Source organism: Neotamlana sedimentorum, assembly GCF_000943565.1.
GTDB lineage: Bacteria > Bacteroidota > Bacteroidia > Flavobacteriales > Flavobacteriaceae > Neotamlana > Neotamlana sedimentorum.
Map to the genome: position 1 here is coordinate 392,224 of NZ_JTDW01000004.1, position 22,867 is coordinate 415,090.

General features: G+C 32.0%; 23 protein-coding genes and 1 other RNA gene. 10 read left to right on the forward strand and 14 right to left on the reverse strand.

Annotated elements, in window-relative coordinates; translation table 11 throughout:
- Positions 1-65 precede the first annotated feature (65 nt).
- Positions 66-542, forward strand: coding sequence for a peptide-methionine (R)-S-oxide reductase MsrB (gene msrB / locus PW52_RS06600; RefSeq protein ID WP_044632127.1), 477 nt, complete (start codon positions 66-68; stop codon positions 540-542).
- A 51-nt stretch (positions 543-593) separates the two neighbouring features.
- Positions 594-1,145, forward strand: coding sequence for a DUF1572 family protein (locus tag PW52_RS06605; RefSeq protein WP_044632128.1), 552 nt, complete (start codon positions 594-596; stop codon positions 1,143-1,145).
- Between the two features lie 3 nt (positions 1,146-1,148).
- Here PW52_RS06605 and PW52_RS06610 read toward each other — a convergent pair whose 3' ends face one another.
- Positions 1,149-2,432, reverse strand: a complete 1,284-nt coding sequence (locus tag PW52_RS06610) for an NAD(P)/FAD-dependent oxidoreductase (RefSeq protein ID WP_044632129.1) — start codon at positions 2,430-2,432, stop codon at positions 1,149-1,151.
- 107 nt (positions 2,433-2,539) lie between these two features.
- Between PW52_RS06610 and lpdA the strand changes: the two genes are divergently transcribed.
- Complete coding sequence (lpdA, locus tag PW52_RS06615) at positions 2,540-3,916, forward strand: dihydrolipoyl dehydrogenase (protein WP_044632130.1); 1,377 nt, start codon at positions 2,540-2,542, stop codon at positions 3,914-3,916.
- A 373-nt stretch (positions 3,917-4,289) separates the two neighbouring features.
- Here lpdA and PW52_RS06620 read toward each other — a convergent pair whose 3' ends face one another.
- The 4 genes from PW52_RS06620 to aroQ all read right to left on the reverse strand — a co-directional run bounded on the left by PW52_RS06620 (position 4,290) and on the right by aroQ (position 6,386).
- Positions 4,290-5,102, reverse strand: coding sequence for a mechanosensitive ion channel family protein (locus tag PW52_RS06620; protein WP_044632131.1), 813 nt, complete (start codon positions 5,100-5,102; stop codon positions 4,290-4,292).
- 20 nt (positions 5,103-5,122) lie between these two features.
- Positions 5,123-5,260, reverse strand: coding sequence for a hypothetical protein (locus PW52_RS06625; protein WP_240475154.1), 138 nt, complete (start codon positions 5,258-5,260; stop codon positions 5,123-5,125).
- 68 nt (positions 5,261-5,328) lie between these two features.
- Positions 5,329-5,901 carry an RNA polymerase sigma factor gene (locus PW52_RS06630; protein WP_240475155.1) on the reverse strand — a complete coding sequence of 191 codons (573 nt, stop codon included), beginning with the start codon at positions 5,899-5,901 and terminating at the stop codon, positions 5,329-5,331.
- Positions 5,902-5,966: 65 nt separating this feature from the next.
- Entirely contained in the window at positions 5,967-6,386 is a 420-nt protein-coding gene (gene aroQ / locus PW52_RS06635) for a type II 3-dehydroquinate dehydratase (RefSeq protein ID WP_044632133.1), read from the reverse strand.
- 69 nt (positions 6,387-6,455) lie between these two features.
- On the opposite strand from aroQ, the gene xerD reads away from it, so the two are divergent.
- On the forward strand, positions 6,456-7,355 hold the full coding sequence (gene xerD / locus PW52_RS06640; protein ID WP_044632134.1) for a site-specific tyrosine recombinase XerD: 900 nt from the start codon (positions 6,456-6,458) through the stop codon (positions 7,353-7,355).
- A gap of 100 nt (positions 7,356-7,455) precedes the next feature.
- On the opposite strand, the gene rny is transcribed toward xerD, so the two are convergent.
- From rny to PW52_RS06655, 4 genes are all read right to left on the reverse strand, one after another.
- Positions 7,456-9,030 (reverse strand): ribonuclease Y, encoded by a 1,575-nt coding sequence (rny, locus tag PW52_RS06645; protein WP_044632135.1) that lies wholly within the window; start codon positions 9,028-9,030, stop codon positions 7,456-7,458.
- Positions 9,031-9,086: 56 nt separating this feature from the next.
- Positions 9,087-9,216: non-coding RNA, 6S RNA (ssrS, locus tag PW52_RS17355), on the reverse strand.
- A gap of 60 nt (positions 9,217-9,276) precedes the next feature.
- Positions 9,277-9,564, reverse strand: a complete 288-nt coding sequence (locus PW52_RS06650; protein WP_044632136.1) for a cell division protein ZapA — start codon at positions 9,562-9,564, stop codon at positions 9,277-9,279.
- 12 nt (positions 9,565-9,576) lie between these two features.
- Positions 9,577-9,867: a hypothetical protein gene (locus PW52_RS06655; protein WP_044632137.1), complete on the reverse strand. Its 291-nt coding sequence runs from the start codon at positions 9,865-9,867 to the stop codon at positions 9,577-9,579.
- Positions 9,868-10,041: 174 nt separating this feature from the next.
- Between PW52_RS06655 and PW52_RS06660 the strand changes: the two genes are divergently transcribed.
- The gene (locus PW52_RS06660; protein WP_044632138.1) at positions 10,042-11,730 is read left to right on the forward strand and encodes a M23 family metallopeptidase; all 1,689 of its coding nucleotides are present in this window, start codon (positions 10,042-10,044) and stop codon (positions 11,728-11,730) included.
- A 12-nt stretch (positions 11,731-11,742) separates the two neighbouring features.
- Positions 11,743-14,205 carry a TonB-dependent receptor gene (locus PW52_RS06665; protein WP_044632139.1) on the forward strand — a complete coding sequence of 821 codons (2,463 nt, stop codon included), beginning with the start codon at positions 11,743-11,745 and terminating at the stop codon, positions 14,203-14,205.
- Between the two features lie 6 nt (positions 14,206-14,211).
- Here PW52_RS06665 and PW52_RS06670 read toward each other — a convergent pair whose 3' ends face one another.
- Together PW52_RS06670 and PW52_RS06675 are read right to left on the reverse strand one after the other, a co-directional pair.
- A complete protein-coding gene (locus PW52_RS06670) occupies positions 14,212-15,660 on the reverse strand; it encodes a hypothetical protein (protein WP_044632140.1) in 1,449 nt (482 codons plus the stop codon).
- Positions 15,661-15,744: 84 nt separating this feature from the next.
- Complete coding sequence (locus tag PW52_RS06675; protein ID WP_044632260.1) at positions 15,745-16,884, reverse strand: cysteine desulfurase family protein; 1,140 nt, start codon at positions 16,882-16,884, stop codon at positions 15,745-15,747.
- Positions 16,885-17,002: 118 nt separating this feature from the next.
- On the opposite strand from PW52_RS06675, the gene PW52_RS06680 reads away from it, so the two are divergent.
- Positions 17,003-17,896, forward strand: a complete 894-nt coding sequence (locus PW52_RS06680; protein ID WP_044632141.1) for a hypothetical protein — start codon at positions 17,003-17,005, stop codon at positions 17,894-17,896.
- Here the strand turns inward: PW52_RS06680 and PW52_RS06685 are convergent.
- Positions 17,889-18,431, reverse strand: a complete 543-nt coding sequence (locus PW52_RS06685) for a Smr/MutS family protein (RefSeq protein WP_044632142.1) — start codon at positions 18,429-18,431, stop codon at positions 17,889-17,891. The two genes, PW52_RS06680 and PW52_RS06685, sit on opposite strands and share 8 nt — an antisense overlap.
- Before the next feature lie 5 nt (positions 18,432-18,436).
- Positions 18,437-18,631, reverse strand: coding sequence for a hypothetical protein (locus PW52_RS06690; protein ID WP_044632143.1), 195 nt, complete (start codon positions 18,629-18,631; stop codon positions 18,437-18,439).
- 147 nt (positions 18,632-18,778) lie between these two features.
- Between PW52_RS06690 and PW52_RS06695 the strand changes: the two genes are divergently transcribed.
- The 3 genes from PW52_RS06695 to PW52_RS06705 are packed head-to-tail and all read left to right on the forward strand — an operon-like array spanning position 18,779 to position 21,321.
- The gene (locus PW52_RS06695; RefSeq protein WP_044632144.1) at positions 18,779-20,647 is read left to right on the forward strand and encodes a T9SS type A sorting domain-containing protein; all 1,869 of its coding nucleotides are present in this window, start codon (positions 18,779-18,781) and stop codon (positions 20,645-20,647) included.
- 58 nt (positions 20,648-20,705) lie between these two features.
- Positions 20,706-20,981 carry a DUF2752 domain-containing protein gene (locus tag PW52_RS06700; RefSeq protein WP_044632145.1) on the forward strand — a complete coding sequence of 92 codons (276 nt, stop codon included), beginning with the start codon at positions 20,706-20,708 and terminating at the stop codon, positions 20,979-20,981.
- 7 nt (positions 20,982-20,988) lie between these two features.
- On the forward strand, positions 20,989-21,321 hold the full coding sequence (locus PW52_RS06705) for a CCC motif membrane protein (RefSeq protein ID WP_044632146.1): 333 nt from the start codon (positions 20,989-20,991) through the stop codon (positions 21,319-21,321).
- Positions 21,322-21,375: 54 nt separating this feature from the next.
- Here PW52_RS06705 and rocD read toward each other — a convergent pair whose 3' ends face one another.
- A complete protein-coding gene (gene rocD / locus PW52_RS06710) occupies positions 21,376-22,617 on the reverse strand; it encodes an ornithine--oxo-acid transaminase (protein WP_044632147.1) in 1,242 nt (413 codons plus the stop codon).
- Positions 22,618-22,867 lie beyond the last annotated feature (250 nt).

The following is a 22,867-nucleotide window of genomic DNA, read 5'->3' on the forward strand; positions in this document are numbered from 1 at the left end:
AAAATTATTAGTTTAGTTTGTTATTTAGTAAACTTATATACGACTTAATTTAAAAAATAATTTATATGAAAAAGATATTATTCATTTTTACCACCTTGCTAATATTTAACTGTAAAGGCGAATCGCAAAACAAAAACTCTAAAGAAACTTTTAAGGTTACTAAAACAGAAGCTGAATGGAAAGCTCGGTTAACCGATATAGAATTTTATGTGTTAAGGCAAGCCGGAACAGAGCGTGCTTTTAGTAGCGCGTTAAACAAAAATAAAGAAGAAGGCACATATGTTTGCAAAGGTTGTAACACGCCTTTATTTGAAAGCCAACACAAGTTTAATTCTGGTACTGGTTGGCCTAGTTTTGATAGAGAAATTAAAGGTAATGTAGCATTTTCTACAGATTATAAAATTGGTTATGCTAGAACAGAAGAACACTGCGCGATTTGTGGCGGGCATTTAGGCCATGTTTTTAATGATGGCCCTCGAGATACTACAGGAAAACGTCATTGTATAAATGGTGCTGCCTTAAAATTTATACCGCAAGAATAGTTTTATAACATTTTACTTGTTAATTTTCATCATTATATTAAACAATATGATATGGAAAGTTACTTAACAAGTATTATAAAACAATTTGAGTATTATAAAAGTTTAGGCGATAAAACCTTTAAGCAATTAACATTCGACGATACGCAATGGCAAAGCCATGAAAACGCCAATAGCATTGCCGTAATAGTTAAACATTTGGTTGGAAACATGTTAAGCCGTTGGACAAATTTTTTAACTGAAGATGGCGAAAAAGATTGGCGTAATCGTGATGACGAATTTATTGATTCGTTTACCTCTTTTGAAGCACTAATTGCAGCTTGGGAAAGTGGTTGGTCTTGTTTATTTAAAGCTATTTCTTCTTTAAATGAAACCAATCTAAATCAAATAATTTACATTAGAAACGGTGGTCACACAGTAATTGAAGCTATAAATAGACAACTAGCACATTACAGTTATCATATTGGGCAAATTGTTTTTCTTGGGAAACTATTAAAAGGTAACGATTGGCAATCACTATCTATTCCAAAAGGCGCTTCAAAAGTATATAATGCTTCAAAGTTTAGTCAAGAAAAAGAAAATCGTCATTTTACCGACGATTTATAAAAACTATTCAATGTTTCTGTTTTTAAACGGACGGATAATAAGTCGCGCTTCTCTATCAAAACGAACATAATTGTACACCCAGTTCACAAAAACAACCATCCTGTTTCTAAAACCAATTAAAAAGAATAAGTGTACAAACATCCAAACAAACCAAGCAAAAACACCTTGAAACTTAAATTTCTTTAAATCTACAACTGCTTTATTTCTTCCTATTGTTGCCATTGCACCTTTATCTGTGTATTCAAAAGGCTTCATAGGTTTATTCTCAACAAGTTTAATTAAATTATCGCCTAATTGTTCGCCTTGTTGTATTGCTGGTTGCGCCATCATTGGTAACCCATGAGGGAAATCTTCTGTCTTCATGCAAGCAATATCTCCAACAGCAAAAATATTATCGAAACCTTTTACTTGGTTAAATTCATTTACAACCATTCGGTTTCCTCTAGTTATAAAATCTTCACTATTTAAACCTTTTATAGTTTCGCCTTTTACACCCGCTGCCCAAACTACTGTTTTAGCATTTAACAAAAGTTCGCCATTTGTAGTTACTGTTTCGCCATCATAGTTTGTTACACGAACATTTTTCCAGATATTAACACCAAGTTTCTCTAAAAAATCTTCTGCCTTTTGTGAGGCGATTTCACTCATTCCTTTTAAAATACGATCTCCAGATTGAATAATATGAATTTGCGCCATTCTCGTATCTAAATCGGGGTAATCTTTAGGTAAAATGCCTTTTTTAATTTCGGCTAAGGCACCGGCTAGCTCTACCCCCGTGGGGCCACCACCAACAATAACAAAATTCATTAAGGCGTTGCGTTCGTTTAAATCTGAAGTTAGCAAAGCATCTTCAAAGTTTTCCAGAATTAAGCTTCTTAAATTTAGCGATTGCGGTATGGTTTTCATAGCCATACTGTTTTTCTCTATTTCTGTATTTCCAAAATAATTGGTGACCGATCCAGATGCAACAACTAAATAATCAAAATCTAAATCTCCTATATTGGTTATTACGCGTTCGTTTTCCGTATCAATTTCTTCAACATTAGCCAATCTAAAATAAAAATTAGGAAAATTTTGTAATACCTTACGTATTGGATATGCAATAGAATCTGGCTCTAACCCTCCAGTTGAAACTTGATATAACAGTGGTTGAAACGTATGATAATTATGTTTATCTAATAAAACAACTTGCGCTTCTTGTTTTGCTAATTTTTTTGCTAGTGCAACACCAGCAAAACCACCTCCAATAATTACAACTCTTGGGAAACTCGTTTTGGGAATATTCATAAATTAAATCTTTCGATACAAATGTAAGATTAAAGATATAAAATTAAAGCCTTCTAAATTCATTATTAAAAATCGATTTCGTAAATTCGTACTCTAAAATTTAACAAATGAATAAATACGATATTATTGTTCTTGGTAGTGGACCAGGAGGTTACGTTACTGCTATTAGAGCATCTCAACTAGGTTTTAAAACCGCTATTATTGAAAAAGAAAATCTTGGTGGTGTTTGTTTAAATTGGGGTTGTATCCCTACAAAAGCTTTATTAAAATCTGCTCAAGTATTTGAATACTTAAAGCACGCTGAAGATTACGGTTTAAACGTAAAAGAAGCTTCACATGATTTTGATGCTGTTGTAAAGCGTAGTCGTGGTGTTGCAGATGGTATGAGCAAAGGTGTTCAGTTTTTAATGAAGAAGAACAAAATAGACGTTATTAATGGTTATGGTAAAATAAAACCAGGTAAAAAAGTAGATGTTGATGGAACTGAGTATAGTGCCGATAACATTATTATTGCTACTGGTGCTCGTTCTAGAGAATTACCAAGCTTACCGCAAGATGGTAAAAAAGTAATTGGTTACCGTGAAGCCATGAGTTTACCTAAACAACCGAAGAAAATGATTGTTGTAGGTTCTGGTGCTATTGGTGTAGAATTTGCATATTTCTACAACTCTATGGGAACCGAAGTAACTATTGTTGAATATTTACCAAATATTGTTCCTATTGAAGACGAAGACGTATCGAAACAAGTAGAGCGTTCGTTTAAAAAGAATGGTATTAATATTATGACATCGGCCGAAGTAACAAGTGTAGATACTTCTGGAGATGGTGTAAAAGCTACCGTAAAAACTAAAAAAGGCGAAGAAATTCTTGAAGCCGATATTATTTTAAGTGCTGTTGGTATTAAAACTAATATTGAAAACATAGGATTAGAAGATGTTGGAATTGTAGTAGATAGAGATAAAATTTTAGTTAACGATTTTTACCAAACTAATATTCCTGGTTATTTTGCTATTGGCGATGTTACACCTGGCGCTGCTTTAGCTCACGTAGCTTCTGCTGAAGGTATTATTTGTGTTGAAAAATTAGCGGGAATGCATGTTGAAGTTTTAGACTATGGTAATATTCCTGGTTGTACTTATTGTACTCCTGAAATTGCATCGGTTGGTTTAACAGAAAAAGCAGCAAGAGAAAAAGGTTTAGATATTAAAGTTGGAAAATTCCCATTCTCTGCATCTGGTAAAGCAAGTGCTGGCGGAAACAAAGAAGGTTTTGTAAAAGTAATTTTTGATGCTAAATATGGCGAATGGTTAGGTTGCCATATGGTTGGTGCAGCAGTAACAGATATGATTGCTGAAGCCGTTGTTGCTAGAAAATTAGAAACTACTGGACATGAAATTTTAAAAGCTGTTCACCCTCACCCAACCATGAGTGAAGCGGTTATGGAAGCTGTAGCTGATGCTTACGATGAATGCATACACATTTAATAAGCAAAAAACTCTTCTTATCATTAATAAAATGAAAAGGCTCGATTATAAAATCGAGCCTTTTTTTGTTGCAATTAAGAAATTAACCATAACCTACTAACCAAACCATAACATTTTAATTGCAACCAATAAGCTAGCCTAAAATTTAGGGCTAATAAACCAAATGATTTATTATTTTTTACTCTTCTTTTCTAGTTTTTGCTTATTAGAACTTTTGAATTTCTTTTGAGATTTAAAATAACAAGCAGTAATTATTGACATAAAAACTACCTGTATCGCAATAAAAATTATTGTGATTTTATTTATCATCTTAAATAACATTCAATTGAATCCTATACTTAAGACACACCTTTAATTATTAAGTCACAATTTATTAATCTATAATTTCAATTTTTTTATTGGAAATGTATTTTATTGGATAGACTACTTTTTTATCGGCAAAACGAATTACCATGCTAATACTCTCAATAGCAATAATAACACCTTCTTCGCCGTCTATAGAAACTCTTTGGCCTACTTTAAAATTCTTTTTAGAATAAAACCCTAAAAGTAAACGTAAAATAATATCGCGAGAACCTAAACCAAAAGCTATAGTAAAGGCTGCTAGTATAGCTCCTAATATTAAAAATATATTTTTTGTAATAATTTCGGTATCTAAGCCTGCTTGGTTTAATGCTAATATAGACACCATTAAAGCTACAAGAATAAAAACCACTTGACTAATGGCTTTAGACCCACCAACATCTACAGCTTTTAATAACGAGCGAATAGATTCTTTTAAATAGTTAGCACCATAAATACCAAAAATAAAAATGGCTAAAGCTGTAAATATTTTTGGTAAAAAGTTTATTAGTTTACTTACTTCGTTACTTATAAAACTCAACCCTAAAAAATCTGCACCAATTATTAAAAAAATGAGAATTAAAAACCATTTTACAAATATTAAAATAACCTTATCTAATTTTATATTAAAATTAGATCCGAATAAGGGGGTTTCATTTAACTTTTCAGATAGTACATCTATTTTGGTGAATTTTAAAGATTTTTTAACAACAAACATAACCGCTTTAAGGATTAACCATGCTGCAATAATTAAAGCAATGGCTAAAAATAGTCTTGGCAATGCATTGTAAACATTGTTACCTATAGTTTCTAGAAGGGTAAAATCTAGCTTTATCGTATTCATTATAAAGGGGTATTATGAGTTTAATTAATTCGCTTTATATCTTCATTAAAATCATCCTCATCTTCATTCTTTAAAAAATCTGCAACCGCATCAGGGTATTTAATTACCATTAAATCTGTAAAATCTAAAGCTAGTTTTACAAAATCGATATCATTCATTACCCTTTCTTTGATAATGTCTGGTAACTTTTCATTATGTATTACTTTTTTAAACGGATTTTCCATAATCAAAAGTCATTATAAATTTTAACTAGTCGTTCTTTGGCTCTACTCAAGCGCATTTTAACGGCACTTTTACCAATGCCTAAAGCGTTTTGAATATCTTCTATAGATAAATCGTCTTGATACTTCATAAACAAAATCATTTTATCGGTAGGGTTTATTAGTTCTAAACTTTTTTGAAGTTTATCGGCTTTCATGCTAAAAATAACTTCTTCATCAATTTCTTCAACCTCTTTAGAATAATTTCCTAAATCATCTGCTATTAAAAATTTATCTCTACGCTTTTTTTGTTCGCGCTGTACATAATTAACACAATGATTATAGGTGAATGAGTATACCCATGTTGAGAATTTAGATTTGAAGTTAAACATTTTTAACTTTACAAAAAGCTTCACAAAAATGTCGTGGGCTAAATCTTGAGCTTCTTCTTTGTTTTTAACAAAACTAAGACACTTATGGTAAACAATTTCTGAATACCTATCATAGATAACAGAAAACAATTCGGCACTTTTTGATTGAATGATTAAAGCTACGAGCTTTTCATCTTCTAAGGATTTATCTATCTTTAATTCTTCCAATGCAAAAATAAGGTTCAATTACATTTTGACACAGTATAATTAACTGAGTCACGTAAATATACGGTTTAATCGAAAAAGCTTTTTATTGCCAATTCGTAACTCAACATGCCAAAACCTAAAATTACACCTTTTGCATTTGGTGAAATATAGGATTGATGCCTAAACGATTCGCGGCCAAAAGTGTTAGAAATATGCACCTCTACAACAGGAGTTTCTATACCTTTTATAGCATCGCCTAAACCAATAGAAGTATGTGTGTAAGCACCCGCATTTAATATAACTCCATCAAAACTAAAACCTACCTCATGCAACTTATTTATAAGCTCCCCTTCTACGTTAGATTGGTAATAACTAATGTCAACACCTTTAAATTTAGATTTTAGTCCCTCTAAATAATCTTCAAATGTTAAGCTACCGTAAATTTCGGGTTCGCGTTTACCCAATAAGTTTAAATTTGGTCCGTTAATTATGATAAGTTTTTTCATAAAGTAAATGTAAAAAATTTGAAATTATTCAACATACCTTCTAAACAGATATTTTAGTAATTTTGAAGAATGAAATGGCAAGCAGCTCTAAAGGATTATAAAACATATTTAAAAATTGAACGTGGCTTATCGGAAAATTCTATTGAAAGTTATACTCTAGACATTTTAAAACTTATTCAATATTTAGAATCTAATAATATTGAATTTTCTCCAATAAACATTAATAAAGAAACTATACAACGCTGTGTTTATGAAACAGCAAAACAATTAAATGCACGTTCGCAATCACGCTTTATTTCTGGATTACGCAGTTTTTTTAGCTATTTGGTTTTTGAAGATTATCGTGAAACTAACCCTGTAGATTTAATTGAATCGCCTAAAATTGGACGAAAATTACCCGACACACTTTCTGAAGAAGAAATAGATAACCTCATTAAAGCCATAGATTTAAGTAAACCAGAAGGCGAACGCAATCGCGCTATGTTAGAAACATTATATGGTTGCGGATTGCGAGTTAGTGAATTAATAAACTTAAAATTATCTGATTTATTTTTTGAAGAAGGCTTTATTAAAGTAACAGGCAAAGGCGATAAACAGCGTTTTGTACCCATGGTTAATGCAACACAAAAATATATTAACATATATATAAAACACATTAGAAATCATCACAAAGTACAATCGGGTTTTGAAGATACTTTGTTTTTAAACAGACGCGGCAAGCAATTAACTCGAGCCATGATTTTTACTATAATTAAGCAATTAGCTAAAAGTATAGATCTGAAAAAAAATATTTCACCACACACCTTTAGGCATTCGTTTGCTACACATTTATTAGAAAACAACGCCGATTTACGCTCAATACAACTTATGCTTGGACATGAAAGTATAACCACTACCGAAATTTATGTGCATTTAGATAAAAGTCATTTAACTAAAGTTATTGAAGAATTTCATCCTAGAAATAATTAAATAAAAAAATTCCAAATGTCTTTACAATGACATTTGGATTTTTATTTTTTTACAAATTAAAACAGTAAATTATTAATTACTGTTCCATTTAGACATTATATTATTTGGCAATATTAACTGCTCTTGTTTCACGAATTACCGTAACTTTTACTTGTCCAGGATAAGTCATATCTGTTTGAACTTTTTGTGAAATATTAAAAGACAAATCGGCCGCTTTTTCATCGTTTACTTTTTCACTTTCTACAATAACACGTAATTCTCTACCAGCCTGAATAGCGTAGGCCTTTTTTACACCGTTAAAACCAAAAGCGATATCTTCTAAATCTTTTAGACGTTGAATGTAACTATCTAACACTTGACGACGTGCTCCTGGACGTGCTCCCGAAATAGCATCACAAACTTGAATAATAGGTGCTAATAATGATTTCATTTCAATCTCATCGTGGTGGGCACCAATAGCGTTACAAACATCTGGTTTTTCACCAAATTTCTCGGCCCATTGCATACCTAAAATGGCGTGTGGTGTTTCCATATCGGCTTCGGCATCTGGCACTTTACCAATATCATGAAGCAATCCAGCACGTTTAGCTAACTTTGGATTTAGTCCTAATTCAGCAGCCATAACCCCACAAAGTTTTGCAACTTCTCGTGAGTGTTGTAAAAGATTTTGTCCGTAAGATGATCGGTATTTCATTCTACCAACCATTTTAATAAGTTCCGGGTTTAAATTATGTATCCCTAAATCAATAACAGTACGTTTACCAACTTCAATAATTTCTTGCTCTATTTGTTTTCTAGTCTTTTTTACAACTTCTTCAATTCGCGCTGGATGTATTCTACCATCAGTAACTAAGCGATGTAACGATAACCTAGCAACTTCACGACGTACAGAATCGAAACAGGATAAAATAATAGCTTCTGGCGTGTCGTCTACAATAATTTCCACACCTGTAGCAGCTTCAATAGCCCTAATGTTTCGGCCTTCACGACCAATAATTCTACCTTTTACATCATCAGATTCAATATTAAAAACAGACACACAATTATCTACCGCTTCTTCGGTGCCAATACGTTGTATCGTATTAATAATAATTTTCTTAGCTTCTTGCTCTGCTGTTAGTTTTGCCTCTTCTAGCGAGCTTTGAATAAATGCCATAGCATCGTTTTTTGCTTCGCCCTTTAAAGATTCTACTAGTTGTTCTTTAGCTTCTTCCGCTGAAAGGCTAGAAATAACTTCCAGTTGTTGTACTTGATTTTTATGAAGCTTATCAATTTCATCTTGACGCTTATCTAGCACATCCAAACGATGGTTATAGTCCTTAATTTTATCTTCAAGACTTTGGCTTAATTTTTTATTTTTTGACAGTTCGCTAGATATTTGCGACTCTTTATCTCTTGTACGCTTTTCAGCTTCTGCTATTTTTTTATCGCGAGCTAAAATCACTTTTTCGTGCTCACTTTTAAGCTCAATAAACTTTTCTTTGGCTTGTAATATTTTATCTTTTTTAATATTCTCACCATCATTTTTAGCATCTTTTAAAATTAAAGACGCCGATATTTTTGCTTCTTTTATAATTTGAGAAGCTTTATTTTTTTCTAATACTTTTGCAATTATAAAGCCAATTACAAGACCTATTAATACACCTACTACCACAAATATGATTAAGTTATCCATCGATTATTTTTGAAAATTTATATAAAAAAAGCCTGCATCAGTATAAAGTTTTGTATAAACTCCTTAAAAACAAGTTTAGGGTTAACAAGCTGATCAAGGATCCGCCTAAGATACTGAAACAGGTTCAGCACTAGCGGCTTGCTTTTACAACTTAAACTCACCCTTTTTAAAGAATTAACGTTGAGTTTATCAAAAAAAATAACTAATACAGGCAGTAACTTTTGTTTATTTTAAAGAACGTTAAGGTTACAAATGTTTACTTAAAAGCTCATTTAAATCATTTAATTTAACTTCTAAATGCTCATTTACACTTATATTATCTATAGACTTCTGTTCTACTTGAGATGCAAACTGTAAAGCACACATAGCTAAAACATCTTGTTTATCTCGAACAGAATAACTTTGCTCAAATTGCTTTATTAACACATCAATATTTTTTGCTGCTTTTCGTAAACCTTCTTCTTGACTAGGGTCAATTGTTAAAGGGTAAACTCTATCTGCAATAGACAGCTTTATTTTAAGCTTTTCTGACATTGATTGTTATGCTTAATCTGAAAGTTGACCAATGCAATGGTCTATATCTCGTATTAATGCGTTTATTTTAAGCTTAGTTTCTCTTTTATCCTCGTCACTACCAAGTATTGCATTTGTAATTTTTAGAGCTTCATATTTTTCTTCCCAACTAGCTATTTGCTGTTTTTGAGTTAAAATTTCTTGCTTTGAAACTTCTAAATCGTCATATAATTTCAAATTTTCTAGCTGTAAAAGCTCTAATCGCTGCAATACCTTAGTTATTTTATTCTCTAATGAAATTACAATATCTTCAATATTACTCATTTACAAAAATCAATACTTATCACACAAAGTTAACATACCTAAGTAAATTTTACAATTGTTTTTTAATAAAATTTTAAAAGCACCATTTATTATCGAACAAAGTTCTATTTCTTTATTTTTAATCGTGCTTTGTGTTTTTCGTTCCAAATATTTACTTTAGCCTAATACAGCATTATGAAATTAATTCACCCCATCTTCTATATTATCCCTTTTGTTTTTTTTGCACAAAATCCTTATCCACAAGATTATTTCGGCAACCCATTAAAAATTCCAATAATTTTATCGGGTACTTTTGCAGAGTTACGATCTAACCACTTTCATTCAGGCTTAGACATTAAAACACAAGGCCGAACAGGTTTACACGTTGTTGCTTCTGCTAATGGCTTTGTTAGTCGTATTAAAATTTCTCATTTTGGTTATGGAAAAGCTTTATACATTACACATCCAAATGGCTATGTTACAGTTTATGCTCATTTGCAAAAATTTGCTCCAGAAATTGAAGCTTATGTAAAGAATCATCAATATGAGGAAGAATCATATGAAATTGAATTGTTTCCTAAAGCAGAAGAGTTATTAATTACAAAAGGTGATTTAATAGCTTATAGTGGAAACACTGGGGGTTCTGCAGGTCCTCATTTACATTTTGAAATTAGAAATAAAGAAGAACACCCTATTAATCCAATGCTTTTTGGTATTGATGTAAAAGACTCTTCATATCCATTAATCCGTTCTATTTTTGTTTATCCATTAAGTGATGACGCCGTTATTAATAATTCGAACGAAAAACAAGAATTAAAACTTATTCCTCTAAAAAATGGCGACTATGCTGTTTCAAATATTGAAGCAATTGGAAATATTGGTTTTGGTATTGAAACAATTGATAGGCAAGATTTTGCTTCCAACTCTAATGGAGTTTATAATATTCAAACTATTTTTAATGGAAACCGAAATTTTGAAATTGATTTTAGTAAATTTTCATTTGATGAAACCAGAAACCTAAATCAACTCATAGATTACCAACACTATATTGATAGTCGTGATCGCATTCAGAAACTTTTCATTAAAAACAATGAATTAAGTTTATACAAGGGTGTGGAAAACAATGGTTTCTTAAAAATAAAAGATAGTTCTTACTCCGTTTATAAAATTAGAGTTTCTGATTTTAAAAATAATGAAGCCTGGGTTACGATAAATATAAAAGGATCTAAACAAAAACTTCTTAATGAAAAAGTAATAAAAACTACACCTTATTATATAAATAGTGAGCAAACCACAAACTTAAAAAAAGGCAATGTGTCAGTTCATTTTAAACCAAATACATTTTACGAGAACTTTTATTTAGACTTTGATGTAAAAAATGACACTTTAACTCTACATGAAAATACGATACCCACTAAAAAAAGCTTCAGTTTACAGTTTGATGTTAGCCAATATAATAAGCCTGACCAAGACAAATTATTTATTGCGCGATTAATTGGAGACAAAAAGAATATTCCCATTTATACATCCACAAAACGTGAAACAAATAAGTTAATCGCATATACCAAGTTATTAGGAACTTACACTTTGGCTACAGATACTATTGCACCAAAAATTAAAGCCAGTAATTTTAAAAACAAACAATGGCTTAGCGATTTTAGGTTTTTAAAATTAAACATTCAAGATAAGGAATCTGGTATTAAAAGTTATCACGCCAGCATAAACGATGAATGGATTTTAATGGAATATGAATACAAAAAAGATTTACTTACCTTCGATTTTAACGACCTAGACCAAAAAGAAACCAATAACAAATTAAAAGTAATTGTTACCGATAATGTTGGAAATAGTTCTACTTTTGAAGCTGTATTTTACAGAAAATAAATTCACCAACTTTTGAAACTTATACATTTATTTTTTACTGCTCTGTTTTTACTATTTTCAGTTAATATTTTTGCGCAAACGGCAACTATAAAGGGTGTTATTTTAGATGAAAATAACTTACCCATTGAAAATGTAAATATTAAGACAGAAAACTACGGCACACAAACCAATGCTAACGGTTTTTACTTACTAAAAATACCGGCCAATAAAAATATAACGCTAACGTTTACTCATCTTTCTCATAAAAAAGTAACCAGTACATTTAACTTAAAAAATGCAGAAGAAACCGAATTTAACCCGGTAATGAGTGCTACTATTGAGCAAATTGCCACCGTTGTAGTTACCAATACCAGCCGTAAAACTATTGAAGGTGTTGTTACCTTAAAACCTGAAACAATTCGTAATATTCCTGGTGCCAATGCCGGTGTAGAAAATTTATTAATGACGTTACCTGGTGTAAGTAACAATAATGAGTTAAGTACACAATACTCGGTTCGTGGTGGAAATTACGACGAAAATTTAGTTTATGTAAATGGTATTGAAGTGTATCGTCCGTTTTTAATTCGCTCCGGGCAACAAGAAGGATTGAGTTTCGTAAATACAAACTTGGTACAAAATGTCGATTTTTCGGCAGGCGGATTTCAAGCCAAATACGGCGACAAACTGTCTTCGGTGTTAGATATAACCTATAAAACACCTTACAAATTTGAAGCTAATGCCGACTTAAGTTTATTAGGCGCAAGTGTATCGGTTGAAAACACAAGTAAAAACAATAAATTTTCGAGTATTGTTGGATTACGCTATCGAGATAATAGTTTGCTAGTTGATGCTAAAGAAACAGAAACCAACTTTAACCCTATTTTTGCCGATGCTCAAGGATTTTTTACCTATAAATTTTCCGGTAAATTCCATTTGAGTTTTTTAGGAAATGCTTCGTTAAATAAATATAACTACCAACCACAAACCAGACAAACTAATTTTGGTACACTTACCGACCCTATTGCTTTACTTGTTTTTTACGACGGACAAGAAAAAGACCAATATCAAACACTTTTTGGAGCTTTTAAAGGTTCATATTTTGTAAACGATAAGTTAAATTTACACTTAACCGCATCAACATATCATACTACCGAAGAAGAATATTTCGATATTTTGGCGCAATACAGACTTGGAGAAGTTAACTCAAATATCGGCGATGAAAATTTAGGTGAAGTGGAATTTAGCGAAGGTGTTGGAAGCCAATTAAATCATGGCAGAAACGATTTAGACGCCTTAATTACTAACATTGAACATAAAGGTGATTTATCAATAAAAGGCAACAGAATAGAATGGGCTTTTAAATATACAAATGAAGATATTCGCGATCGCTTGGTAGAATGGGAAGTAATCGACTCGGCAGGTTTTTCTATTCGTCCACCAAAAACCACACCAATAAACGAGCAACCATATACACCTTATACAGGACCTTTAGAGCCATATCAAAACGTTCGTACCACTAACAACACCACAATAAATCGTTTTCAAGCCTACGCACAATGGAGCAAGCGTAGCACCATTGGTAATAGCAATGTTTGGTATAATGCCGGTATTCGAGCCCATAATTGGACTGTAAGTGGTGAGGGTTTATCAACACATACTCAAACCGTTTATAGCCCAAGGGCACAATTCGCTATTAAACCCGATTGGGAAAAAGATATGTTGTTTAGAGTTGCTGGTGGCTTATATTATCAACCGCCATTTTATCGCGAACTAAGAGACTCGGCTGGTGAAGTGCAACCTAATGTGAAAGCTCAAAAATCATTTCATGTCGTTTTAGGAAACGATTATAGTTTTAAAATGTGGGAGCGCCCATTTAAACTTACTACAGAAATGTATTATAAAGGATTAAGTAATGTTAACACCTATACTTTAGAAAATGTACGCATTCGATACAGAGCAAATAACAATGCCAAAGCTTACGCCTATGGTTTAGATATGCGCTTAAATGGCGAATTTGTTCCAGGTACAGAATCGTGGTTTAGCTTTGGTTATTTAAAAACTGAAGAAAACCTAGATAATCGCGGCTATATTGCAAGACCAACCGATCAACGTTTAAAATTTGCTGCTTTATTTCAAGATTATGTTCCAACCTTACCTAACTTAAAAGTTTACTTAAACTTAGTTTATAACACTGGATTGCCTGGTGGTTCGCCAAGTTATGCCGATCCATATGTGTACCAAAATCGTTTACCCGACTATAAACGTGCCGATTTAGGTTTACAATACGTTTTGGTAAATACACAAAAGCAATATAATAAAGGTTGGAAAAAACCATTTAAAGAATTATCCTTTGGTTTCGAGATTTTTAATATGTTCGATGTGCAAAACTCAATAACAAATACTTGGGTTCGCGATGTGTACTCTAAAACACAATATGCCATTCCAAATTATTTAACACCTCGTGTTTTTAATGTAAGAACAAGAATGCGGTTTTAATTTACACTAATTAATACTTAAATTTTCAGAAAATACGGCTAACGTGTCTGTACCACTACCTGTTAAGCGTTGAACATGAACTTCAATGTAATCTCCATTGGCTAAGCTTACATTAGCATTTAAAGATATACTTTGAATTTGAGAACTACTATTAATTTCAATTATCGAGTTAGATTCAATTAAAGCTGTTCCGTTTTTTACTAAATAGAAGGCGTAAAAATTACCGTTTGCCCCAGAAACTCTTACCGACATAGATGTGTTAATGTTAAACTCTCTTTCCTTAACACCATCGTAAACAAGCCTATTGTCGCCTCCGGCACTCGTAAACCTGAATAAACTATTTGCTGTAAAAGAAGGTAATGCTGACTCCACTTCGTAATCTGTATTAGTCGAATTAATAGTTTGTGTAAAACCTGTAGTTAAACTACCGTCATAATAAAAATTACCAGAGGCAACGCCATCAGTTTCTACAGGTATTCCCGGGCTATCAACATCCCAGTCTCGAGTAAAATTATACCCAGTATAAGGAGAACTGCCATTAATATAGTTACCACCACCATAAAAATCTACCGTCCTTATGGAATAACTACCAGTAGTCGACGTTATGCCTGTTACGTCTATCGCAGCTGTAGCACCAATTACTTCACTAAAACCACCTTGCTTTGTTATAACATCGAAAGTACCTACATATGTTTCGTAAATTCCACCATTGCTTTCATCCCAACCCAATGTATTTAATAATAGTTGATTAATGTTTGTGTAGGTTATGCCTACCGTATTAAATAAAAATTGCGTTGTGCTTACAAAAACTAAATTAAAGTTTGAAATTGTACCTACACTACCGGAATTTATAACAAAACTATCTCTAAATATTAGGTTTTCTGAACCAGAACCATTTAAACTAAAAACAGCACCTGTAGTGGTTAAAGTTAAATTTCTAATAGAACCTCCTGTTGTGCCTGAAAATATTATGCCAGTACTTACAAGTTTATCTTCATTTGTATCTTCGCCTGCTATATAAGCTCCATTTAAATTAATGGGTACACCTAAATTGATTGTTCCGTTTATTTCATAATATGTGTTAGTTGAAAGTTCATATTCTATATTACCACCAACCGTTAATTCATCTGCTAAATCAGCTACACTTTTTACTAATTTGTAATTATCTCTCATAACCACACCTTCAAGTTTAACCCAATTAGTAGCAGTTGCGTCGTAATAATAAAAAGCATCTTCGTCTAAATCAAACACCAAAAGCCCTTCTGCAGGAGAGACTATAGCAAGTCTTTGTAAAGATGTCATTCGTGGGGTTAAAACACCTTGGGTAGTAGATTCTATGTCTAAAATTGAAGATGCATTCGGATTAGTTGTACCTATTCCTACCTGTGCATAAGTTTCATTAAAAATAAATACTAAAAATAATATAATAAGAAAGGGATGCAAAAACGTCTTCATAACATCGTTAAGTATAAATAAATCCTAACTAATATAGCGATTTTTCATACATAAAAATGAATTAGAAAGATTTTTAACATAAAATCAACACAATTCCTCTATAATTTTAACTACATAATCTATTTCTTCTTTTGTATTATAGGAACTAAAAGAAAATCGAAGGGATGCCTTTTGCAACTCTCTATCATTTAAAATTTCGGTTAAAACATGCGATTTTATTGTACTTCCACTTTGGCACGCGCTACCTCTAGAACAAGCTACACCTTTTAAATCGAGCTGAAACAAAATCATATTCGACTTTCCATCTAAATTTGGTAATCGTACGTTTAATATAGTGTAACTACTATTATTTAAATCTCTACTAACCCCGTTAAACTCTACATTAGGTATTTTGCTTTCTAAACTTTTTATAAAGTATTCTTTAATTTCTAAAATATATTTTGAATATTTATCTAAATTATCATAAGCTATTTTTAAAGCAGTTTCCATACCGATAACATTATGCAAACTCTCTGTGCCAGCACGTAATCCACGTTCTTGTTCACCTCCAAAAATGATGGGTTGTAAATTTGAATTTCTTCTAATAAAAACAAATCCTACACCTTTAGGTCCATGAAATTTATGTGCCGAAGCCACTAAAAAATCAACAGGAATAGCTTTTAAATCTAAAGCATAATGTCCAACAGCTTGCACAGCATCAGTATGAAATAAACCGTGGTTTTCACGACATAAATTAGCAACCGTTTTTAAGTTTAAAACAGTTCCTATTTCATTATTAATATGCATTAAACTAACTAAAGTTTTCACTTCGGTTTGCAATAAGGTTTCAAGATGCGTTAAGTCAATTTTACCTTGGCTATCAACTCGTACATAACTCACCTTTACATCATTATTTTTCTCCAAGGCTTCAACTGTATTTAATACAGCGTGATGCTCAATTTTAGATGTAATTATATGACCAACTTTTAAGTTTTTAACAGCACTTTGTAATATTAAATTATTTCCTTCGGTACCGCCCGAGGTAAAAACAATTTCCCCTGCTTCGGCGTTTAAATACTTCGCAATTGTTTTTCTACAGGTTTCTAATAAAACTTTCGAAGATCTTCCAAAACTATGTGTAGACGAAGCGTTTCCATAATTAGATTTTAAAACCGTACTCATTGCATCAACAACAATATCGTGTACTTTTGTAGTTGCGGCATTATCAAAATAAACCTTTTTAATCATGGTAATAATCGAATTTTCTCTTCAAATAGTCAACAAAAATACTTTAAATAAAATTATTATCGTTAAGTGACGTTATAAATAACAATTCTATTATTTTTGCTTAAAAATTCAATTTATGCGTAAGCTTTTTCTATATATTTTATCAATTAGCCTTTTTACGCTTTTGTCTTGTGACGATGGCGATATTCTTGATTTCGAATTTGAATTCGATGAAGATTTCGAATACTGCGAAGGCGTTAGCGATTTAGTATTATACAAATCTAAAAGTGACCCATCGGAAACCATGTCGTTACTTATTTCTCGTTACGATTTAGACGATCTTCTTGATGTAGGGGCTAATGACACTTTATTTATTGAAGATGAAGATGCTTCGTTTACTTATAGAAGTTATTACGATACCAGTATTGATGATATTTTTTGTAACGAAATACCAACTAATCTCAACATTAATATTGATGAAACCGATGATGTTTTAGTAGATATTTTAACGGTATTAACAGCTTATGATGACGATGATATAGATTCAGATTTAGAAGACCTTGACGGTGATGGCGATTTAACAAATGACGACACCGATGGCGATGGCATACCAAACTATCTTGATGCAGATGATGATGGCGACAATGTTTTAACAGCCGATGAAAACCCAGATCCAGATGGTGATGGCGATTTAAGCGATGCTCAAGATACCGATGACGATGGCATACCAGATTACTTAGATGATGACGATGATGACGATGGCGTTTTAACCAGAGATGAAGAAAACGACTCTACAGACCAAAACCCAACCAACGACCTAACAGACGGTGTAATCCCAGATTATTTAAACGATCTAGTAAAAAACACAGTTCCTGCTACGGCATATCGCTCCAACACGTATTACAAAAGTTACTATATTACTTTAGATATAAAAGAAATTGGTTTGAGCATACTGTCTCAAGACACTCTAGATTTTGGCTATATGACTGAAGGTCCTGATTCTGTAACTACAACTCCAGATTTTAATTAGGGTTCTGAAAAATGTAAACCTCGGTAGCGCCTAAACCATACTTTTGATAATTGGCATCGTAGTATTTTACATTATCGTATCTGCCAAACAAGTATTCTAGTTCTAATTTTAATACGCCCTCGCCTACACCATGAATAAATACAATTTTTTGTATGCGTTTGGCTATGGCAAAATCTAACTTGCGTCTTGCTGTATCTAATTGCAAGGTTAGCATATCATGATTGGTCATACCACGAGTAGATGGCACTAATTGATGAATATGCAAATCGACCTCCATGGTTGGCTCAAATTTAGCTTTACCCTTTTTTACAGGAGATGCTTTACGTTTTTTTTCTTCCTTTTGAGCTAAACTAAAATTTGAAGTTAAAGATTGCTTACTAAGTTCGTTTTTTTGCTTTATTAAATCTGATGCGTTAAAATCTATTAAAAATCCATCTGCCGTTTCAATAGTAATCGTTTGTCCTAAAACTTTTTTTACAGTGCCCTGCAAGTCTTCATCTAAAACCATAACCATATCACCTAGCTTAAAATTCATTTTATTTAATTTTTATCTTCATCAAATTTATCAGAGTCATCTATAATTTTACTAGAAATTGTTCTAGAAACACGGTAAGCACCAACCATCAATAAAACAATGCCCACTATTAATATAATCTGGTTTTGATTTGCCCCTGCCTTTGCATACATTGCAATTACAGCTCCTATAATTATTAAAATATAATTTAAATACTTCATGTTAATAATATTGAATACAAATGTAAGCCATATTGAAAATCTATGAAATTAATTCGTCTAAACTCTTATTCTGAAAAGTTAAAACCATAAGTTTTCAATAATTTCAAAGTATTATGCGTATATTTAATTTACAATAAAAATTAATGTATGCAAAAACTTCTAACTTTAATAATATGGATTGGCCTCTCTAGTTTGTCGTATTCTCAAGATTTGTATATCGCCGATAATAGCTACCTTTTTTCTAACGATATAAATATTTTTGTAAATAATGATATTAGGTTAGAAACAGCAACATCATATATCTACTTGCGCGGCGATGCTCAATTAACGCAAAATAATGATATTAAAAACTCTGATGCTGGTTCTTTATCTATTTATCAAAATCAAACCACAAATGTTTACGAATACAACTATTTTTGCTCACCCGTAGGCTTAGGTACAGATGGAACTGTAAAGATTAATTCCGACTTTAATGGAAGTAATATTTATGACCCGATAGATGACACAGATGTTAGCAATGTTAATTCACTGGCTTACAGCTACACTACAAATTATAACAGTACGACAACCGAACTTTCTAGCTACTGGATTTATACTTTAAAAAATGCAGAAGGATATTACAACTGGCAGCAGGTGTTTAATACTGGAGATATAGAGGCTGGATATGGTTTTACCTTAAAAGGAAGTCCAAATGTAAACAATGTCTTAGATTTTAGAGGACGTCCAAACAATGGTACAATTACGGTAAGCTGCTCTTTTGACGGTATAGATGATCAACCTTCGGGACTTCCAAACTACGCTGAAACACTAACAGGAAACCCCTACCCTTCGGCCATAGATTTAAAGTTGTTTTTTGTTAATTCCAATAACCAAACAGTTCTAAGTCCGCAATTATTTTTTTGGGAACAAGAGCCAAAATTTTCTCATTATTTACAAGATTACGAAGGTGGTTATGCTACTTACATTCCCGGAGACCCAGCCGATTTAAGTGACAACGGAACCTATGTTATTGCTCCTTTTATAAGCTATAATAACGATGGAACTGATGGCACAGGTGCAACCGGAAATACTACAGATTATACTACTAATAACTCTAGAAGATATGCTGCAGTAGGTCAAGGTTTTATTATTGCTAGTAATGTTAATGGTGGTTATGCCGAATTTACAAACGCTATGCGCATAGCGTTTAGTGAAGACTCTAATCCTTTAGGAAATGGCTCTGTATTTGCCAAAAACACAAATTCCAAAGCAAATAGTACTATTAAACATCCTATTTCTCATAATGGAATAGATTATAAAAGTATTTTTGAAAATCCAACCGTTGTTCCTGAAATACGTATTCACACCAAAGTTAATAATACCTATTATAAAGAAAATGTTATTGCCTTACGAGATGCCACACCAAACAATAACACTTATAATAAGTTTTTTGATGCAATTAATATTAATAACTTAAATTCTGATGCTTATTTAATTTCTGAAGGAAAGCATCTTTCAATAAAATCCATTACTTATAACGTTAACACCACAATTCCTTTTGGACTTATAGCTAAAAATAATAATAGTACATTTTCAATAACTGTAAATGAAATTTATAATACACCAAATAATATGGAAGTCTTTTTACTCGATAAAGAGAATGGAGAATTTATAGATATTATAAATAACACTTTTAACATAACGCTTAACGCAGGAGAATACCACGACCGATTTGAGATTACTTTCAATAAAAAGTCTTTAAATACCGAAGAAAAGGTCGGTTTTAACCACTTAAACATTAATCAAAACAACCGTACCGCCGAACTTAATATTTCAAACCCGAGTTTACTTAAAATTGAAAGCTTAAGAGTTTTTGATATTTATGGGAAACAAATTTTAAATTATAATATTTCTGAAGCAAAATCGGAATATAGTTATAATACCAGAAATATTAGTGACGGCATTTATGTTGTAAAAATAACGCTAGATAATCAAAAAATTCTAGGTAAAAAAATAGCTATAAAGCATAATAAATAAGTTTTTGGCATTTTTCTTTTTTTTAGTTTTCATTACATTTAACATCTAAAAATTAGTTATGGAAAAATATATGCTTCCTTGCCTTGCTAAAAAATTTTTAGGTATAGACTGTCCTGGTTGTGGAATTCAACGTGCTACCCTTTTAATTTTTAAAGGAGAATTTACCGATGCATTCCACATGTATCCTGCCATTTATTTGCTTGTAACTTTATTTTCCTTTATTTTAATAAACTTTTTCTTTAAATTTAATTTTGCCAACCGAATTATTAATCCACTTGCTAATATTACAATTGCAATTATTTTAATTAGCTACATAATAAAACTATTAAATTAACACTTATATGGAACAACAAAAACTTAACCCAACAATTGTATATGTTTTAGCTTTAATTGGCTTATTATGCTGCTGTATTGGCGGTTCTGGGTTTATTTTATCTGGAATAGCCTTCTACATTGCACAAAATAAAATTAAAGAGGCTAAACTTAATCCAGAAAATTATGATCAAGTTAGTATAAAATCTATGAATACTGCTAAAATAGTTGCCTTAATAATTTTAATTATTAACGTACTTTATTTAATTATTACGGTATACAGAATATCAACAATTGGTTGGGATGAATTAATACAACAATCACAGGAAATGATGGAACAATGGCAATCACAAAATCAATAATAACAACGCCAATTATATCTTTTAAAAAAAAAGCACCCAAAAGGGTGCCTTTTTTTATTCAAACGTTTTTAATGTTTTTACAATAATAGCTACACACTCGCGTAACTGTATTTCGTTCATTACAAGTGGCGGCGCAAACCTAATAATATTACCATGAGTTGGTTTAGCTAGCAATCCGTTATCGCGAAGGGCTAAACAAATATTCCAAGCTGTATCGCTGTCTTCATCATCATTAATTACAATAGCGTTTAATAAACCTTTTCCGCGAACTAAGTTAACAATACCACTCGTTTCAATATATTTATTTATTTCAGCACGGAACAATTCACCTAAAACTTCAGCATTTTCGGCTAGTTTTTCATCTTTTACAACCTCAAGAGCAGCAATAGCTACAGCCGCAGCCACAGGGTTACCACCAAAAGTACTACCGTGATTTCCAGGTTTTATAACATTCATAACATTGTTATTGGCCAAAACAGCCGAAACCGGATAAACTCCGCCGCTAATAGCCTTTCCTAAAATTAAAACATCGGGCGTAACATTTTCATGATTAACTGCTAATAACTTTCCTGTTCTTGCAATACCAGTTTGTACTTCATCTGCAATAAAAAGTACATTGTATTTTTCGCAAAGTGCTTTAGCTTTAGTTAAATAACCTTCGGTTGGCACGTAAACACCAGCTTCACCTTGTATAGGTTCAACTAAAAAACCAGCAATATTTTTATTGTTTTTAAATGTAGTTTCAAGCTGCTCTAAATTATCGTAATCTATTTTTATAAAACCGTTAGTATACGGTCCAAAGTTTTTACGAGCAACGGGATCGTTACTAAATGAAATTATAGTTGTTGTACGTCCATGAAAATTGTTTTTACAAACCACAATTTCAGCTTCATTTTCATCAATACCTTTAACCTCGTATGCCCATTTTCTACAAATTTTCAAAGCTGTTTCCACTGCTTCTGCACCTGTATTCATTGGTAATAACTTATCAAAACCAAAAAATTCGCAAGCAAATTTCTCGTACTTCCCTAACATATCATTGTAAAATGCACGCGATGTTAAGGTTAATTTTTGCGCTTGCTCTACCATAGCGCCCACAATTTTTGGGTGACAATGTCCTTGGTTTACCGCAGAATATGCCGATAAAAAATCGAAATACTGCTTCCCTTCCACATCCCAAACATACACACCTTCACCTTTTGTTAAAACCACAGGCAACGGGTGGTAATTGTGCGCTCCATACTCGTTTTCTAAATCTATCGCTTGTTGCGACGTTAATTGCTCTAAAACAGCCATCTTAATTGAATTTAAATTGTAAAATAAATTCCTTCTGTACCTTTATTCTTTCGAATTCCCGACAAGTTTCGGGGCGAAAAAGCAGCGTGGGAGAGAAATCATCCCTGGATAGATGCGCAATTTACTAAATATTCGTATTTTTTTGGGTGCAACCCTATTATTTTTTCGGCAAATAATAGTGTCAGGCTTTACACTATATCTTTTTTGTATTAATGTTTCAACTTAACAAAAGTTTTAAAAACAATTCAAA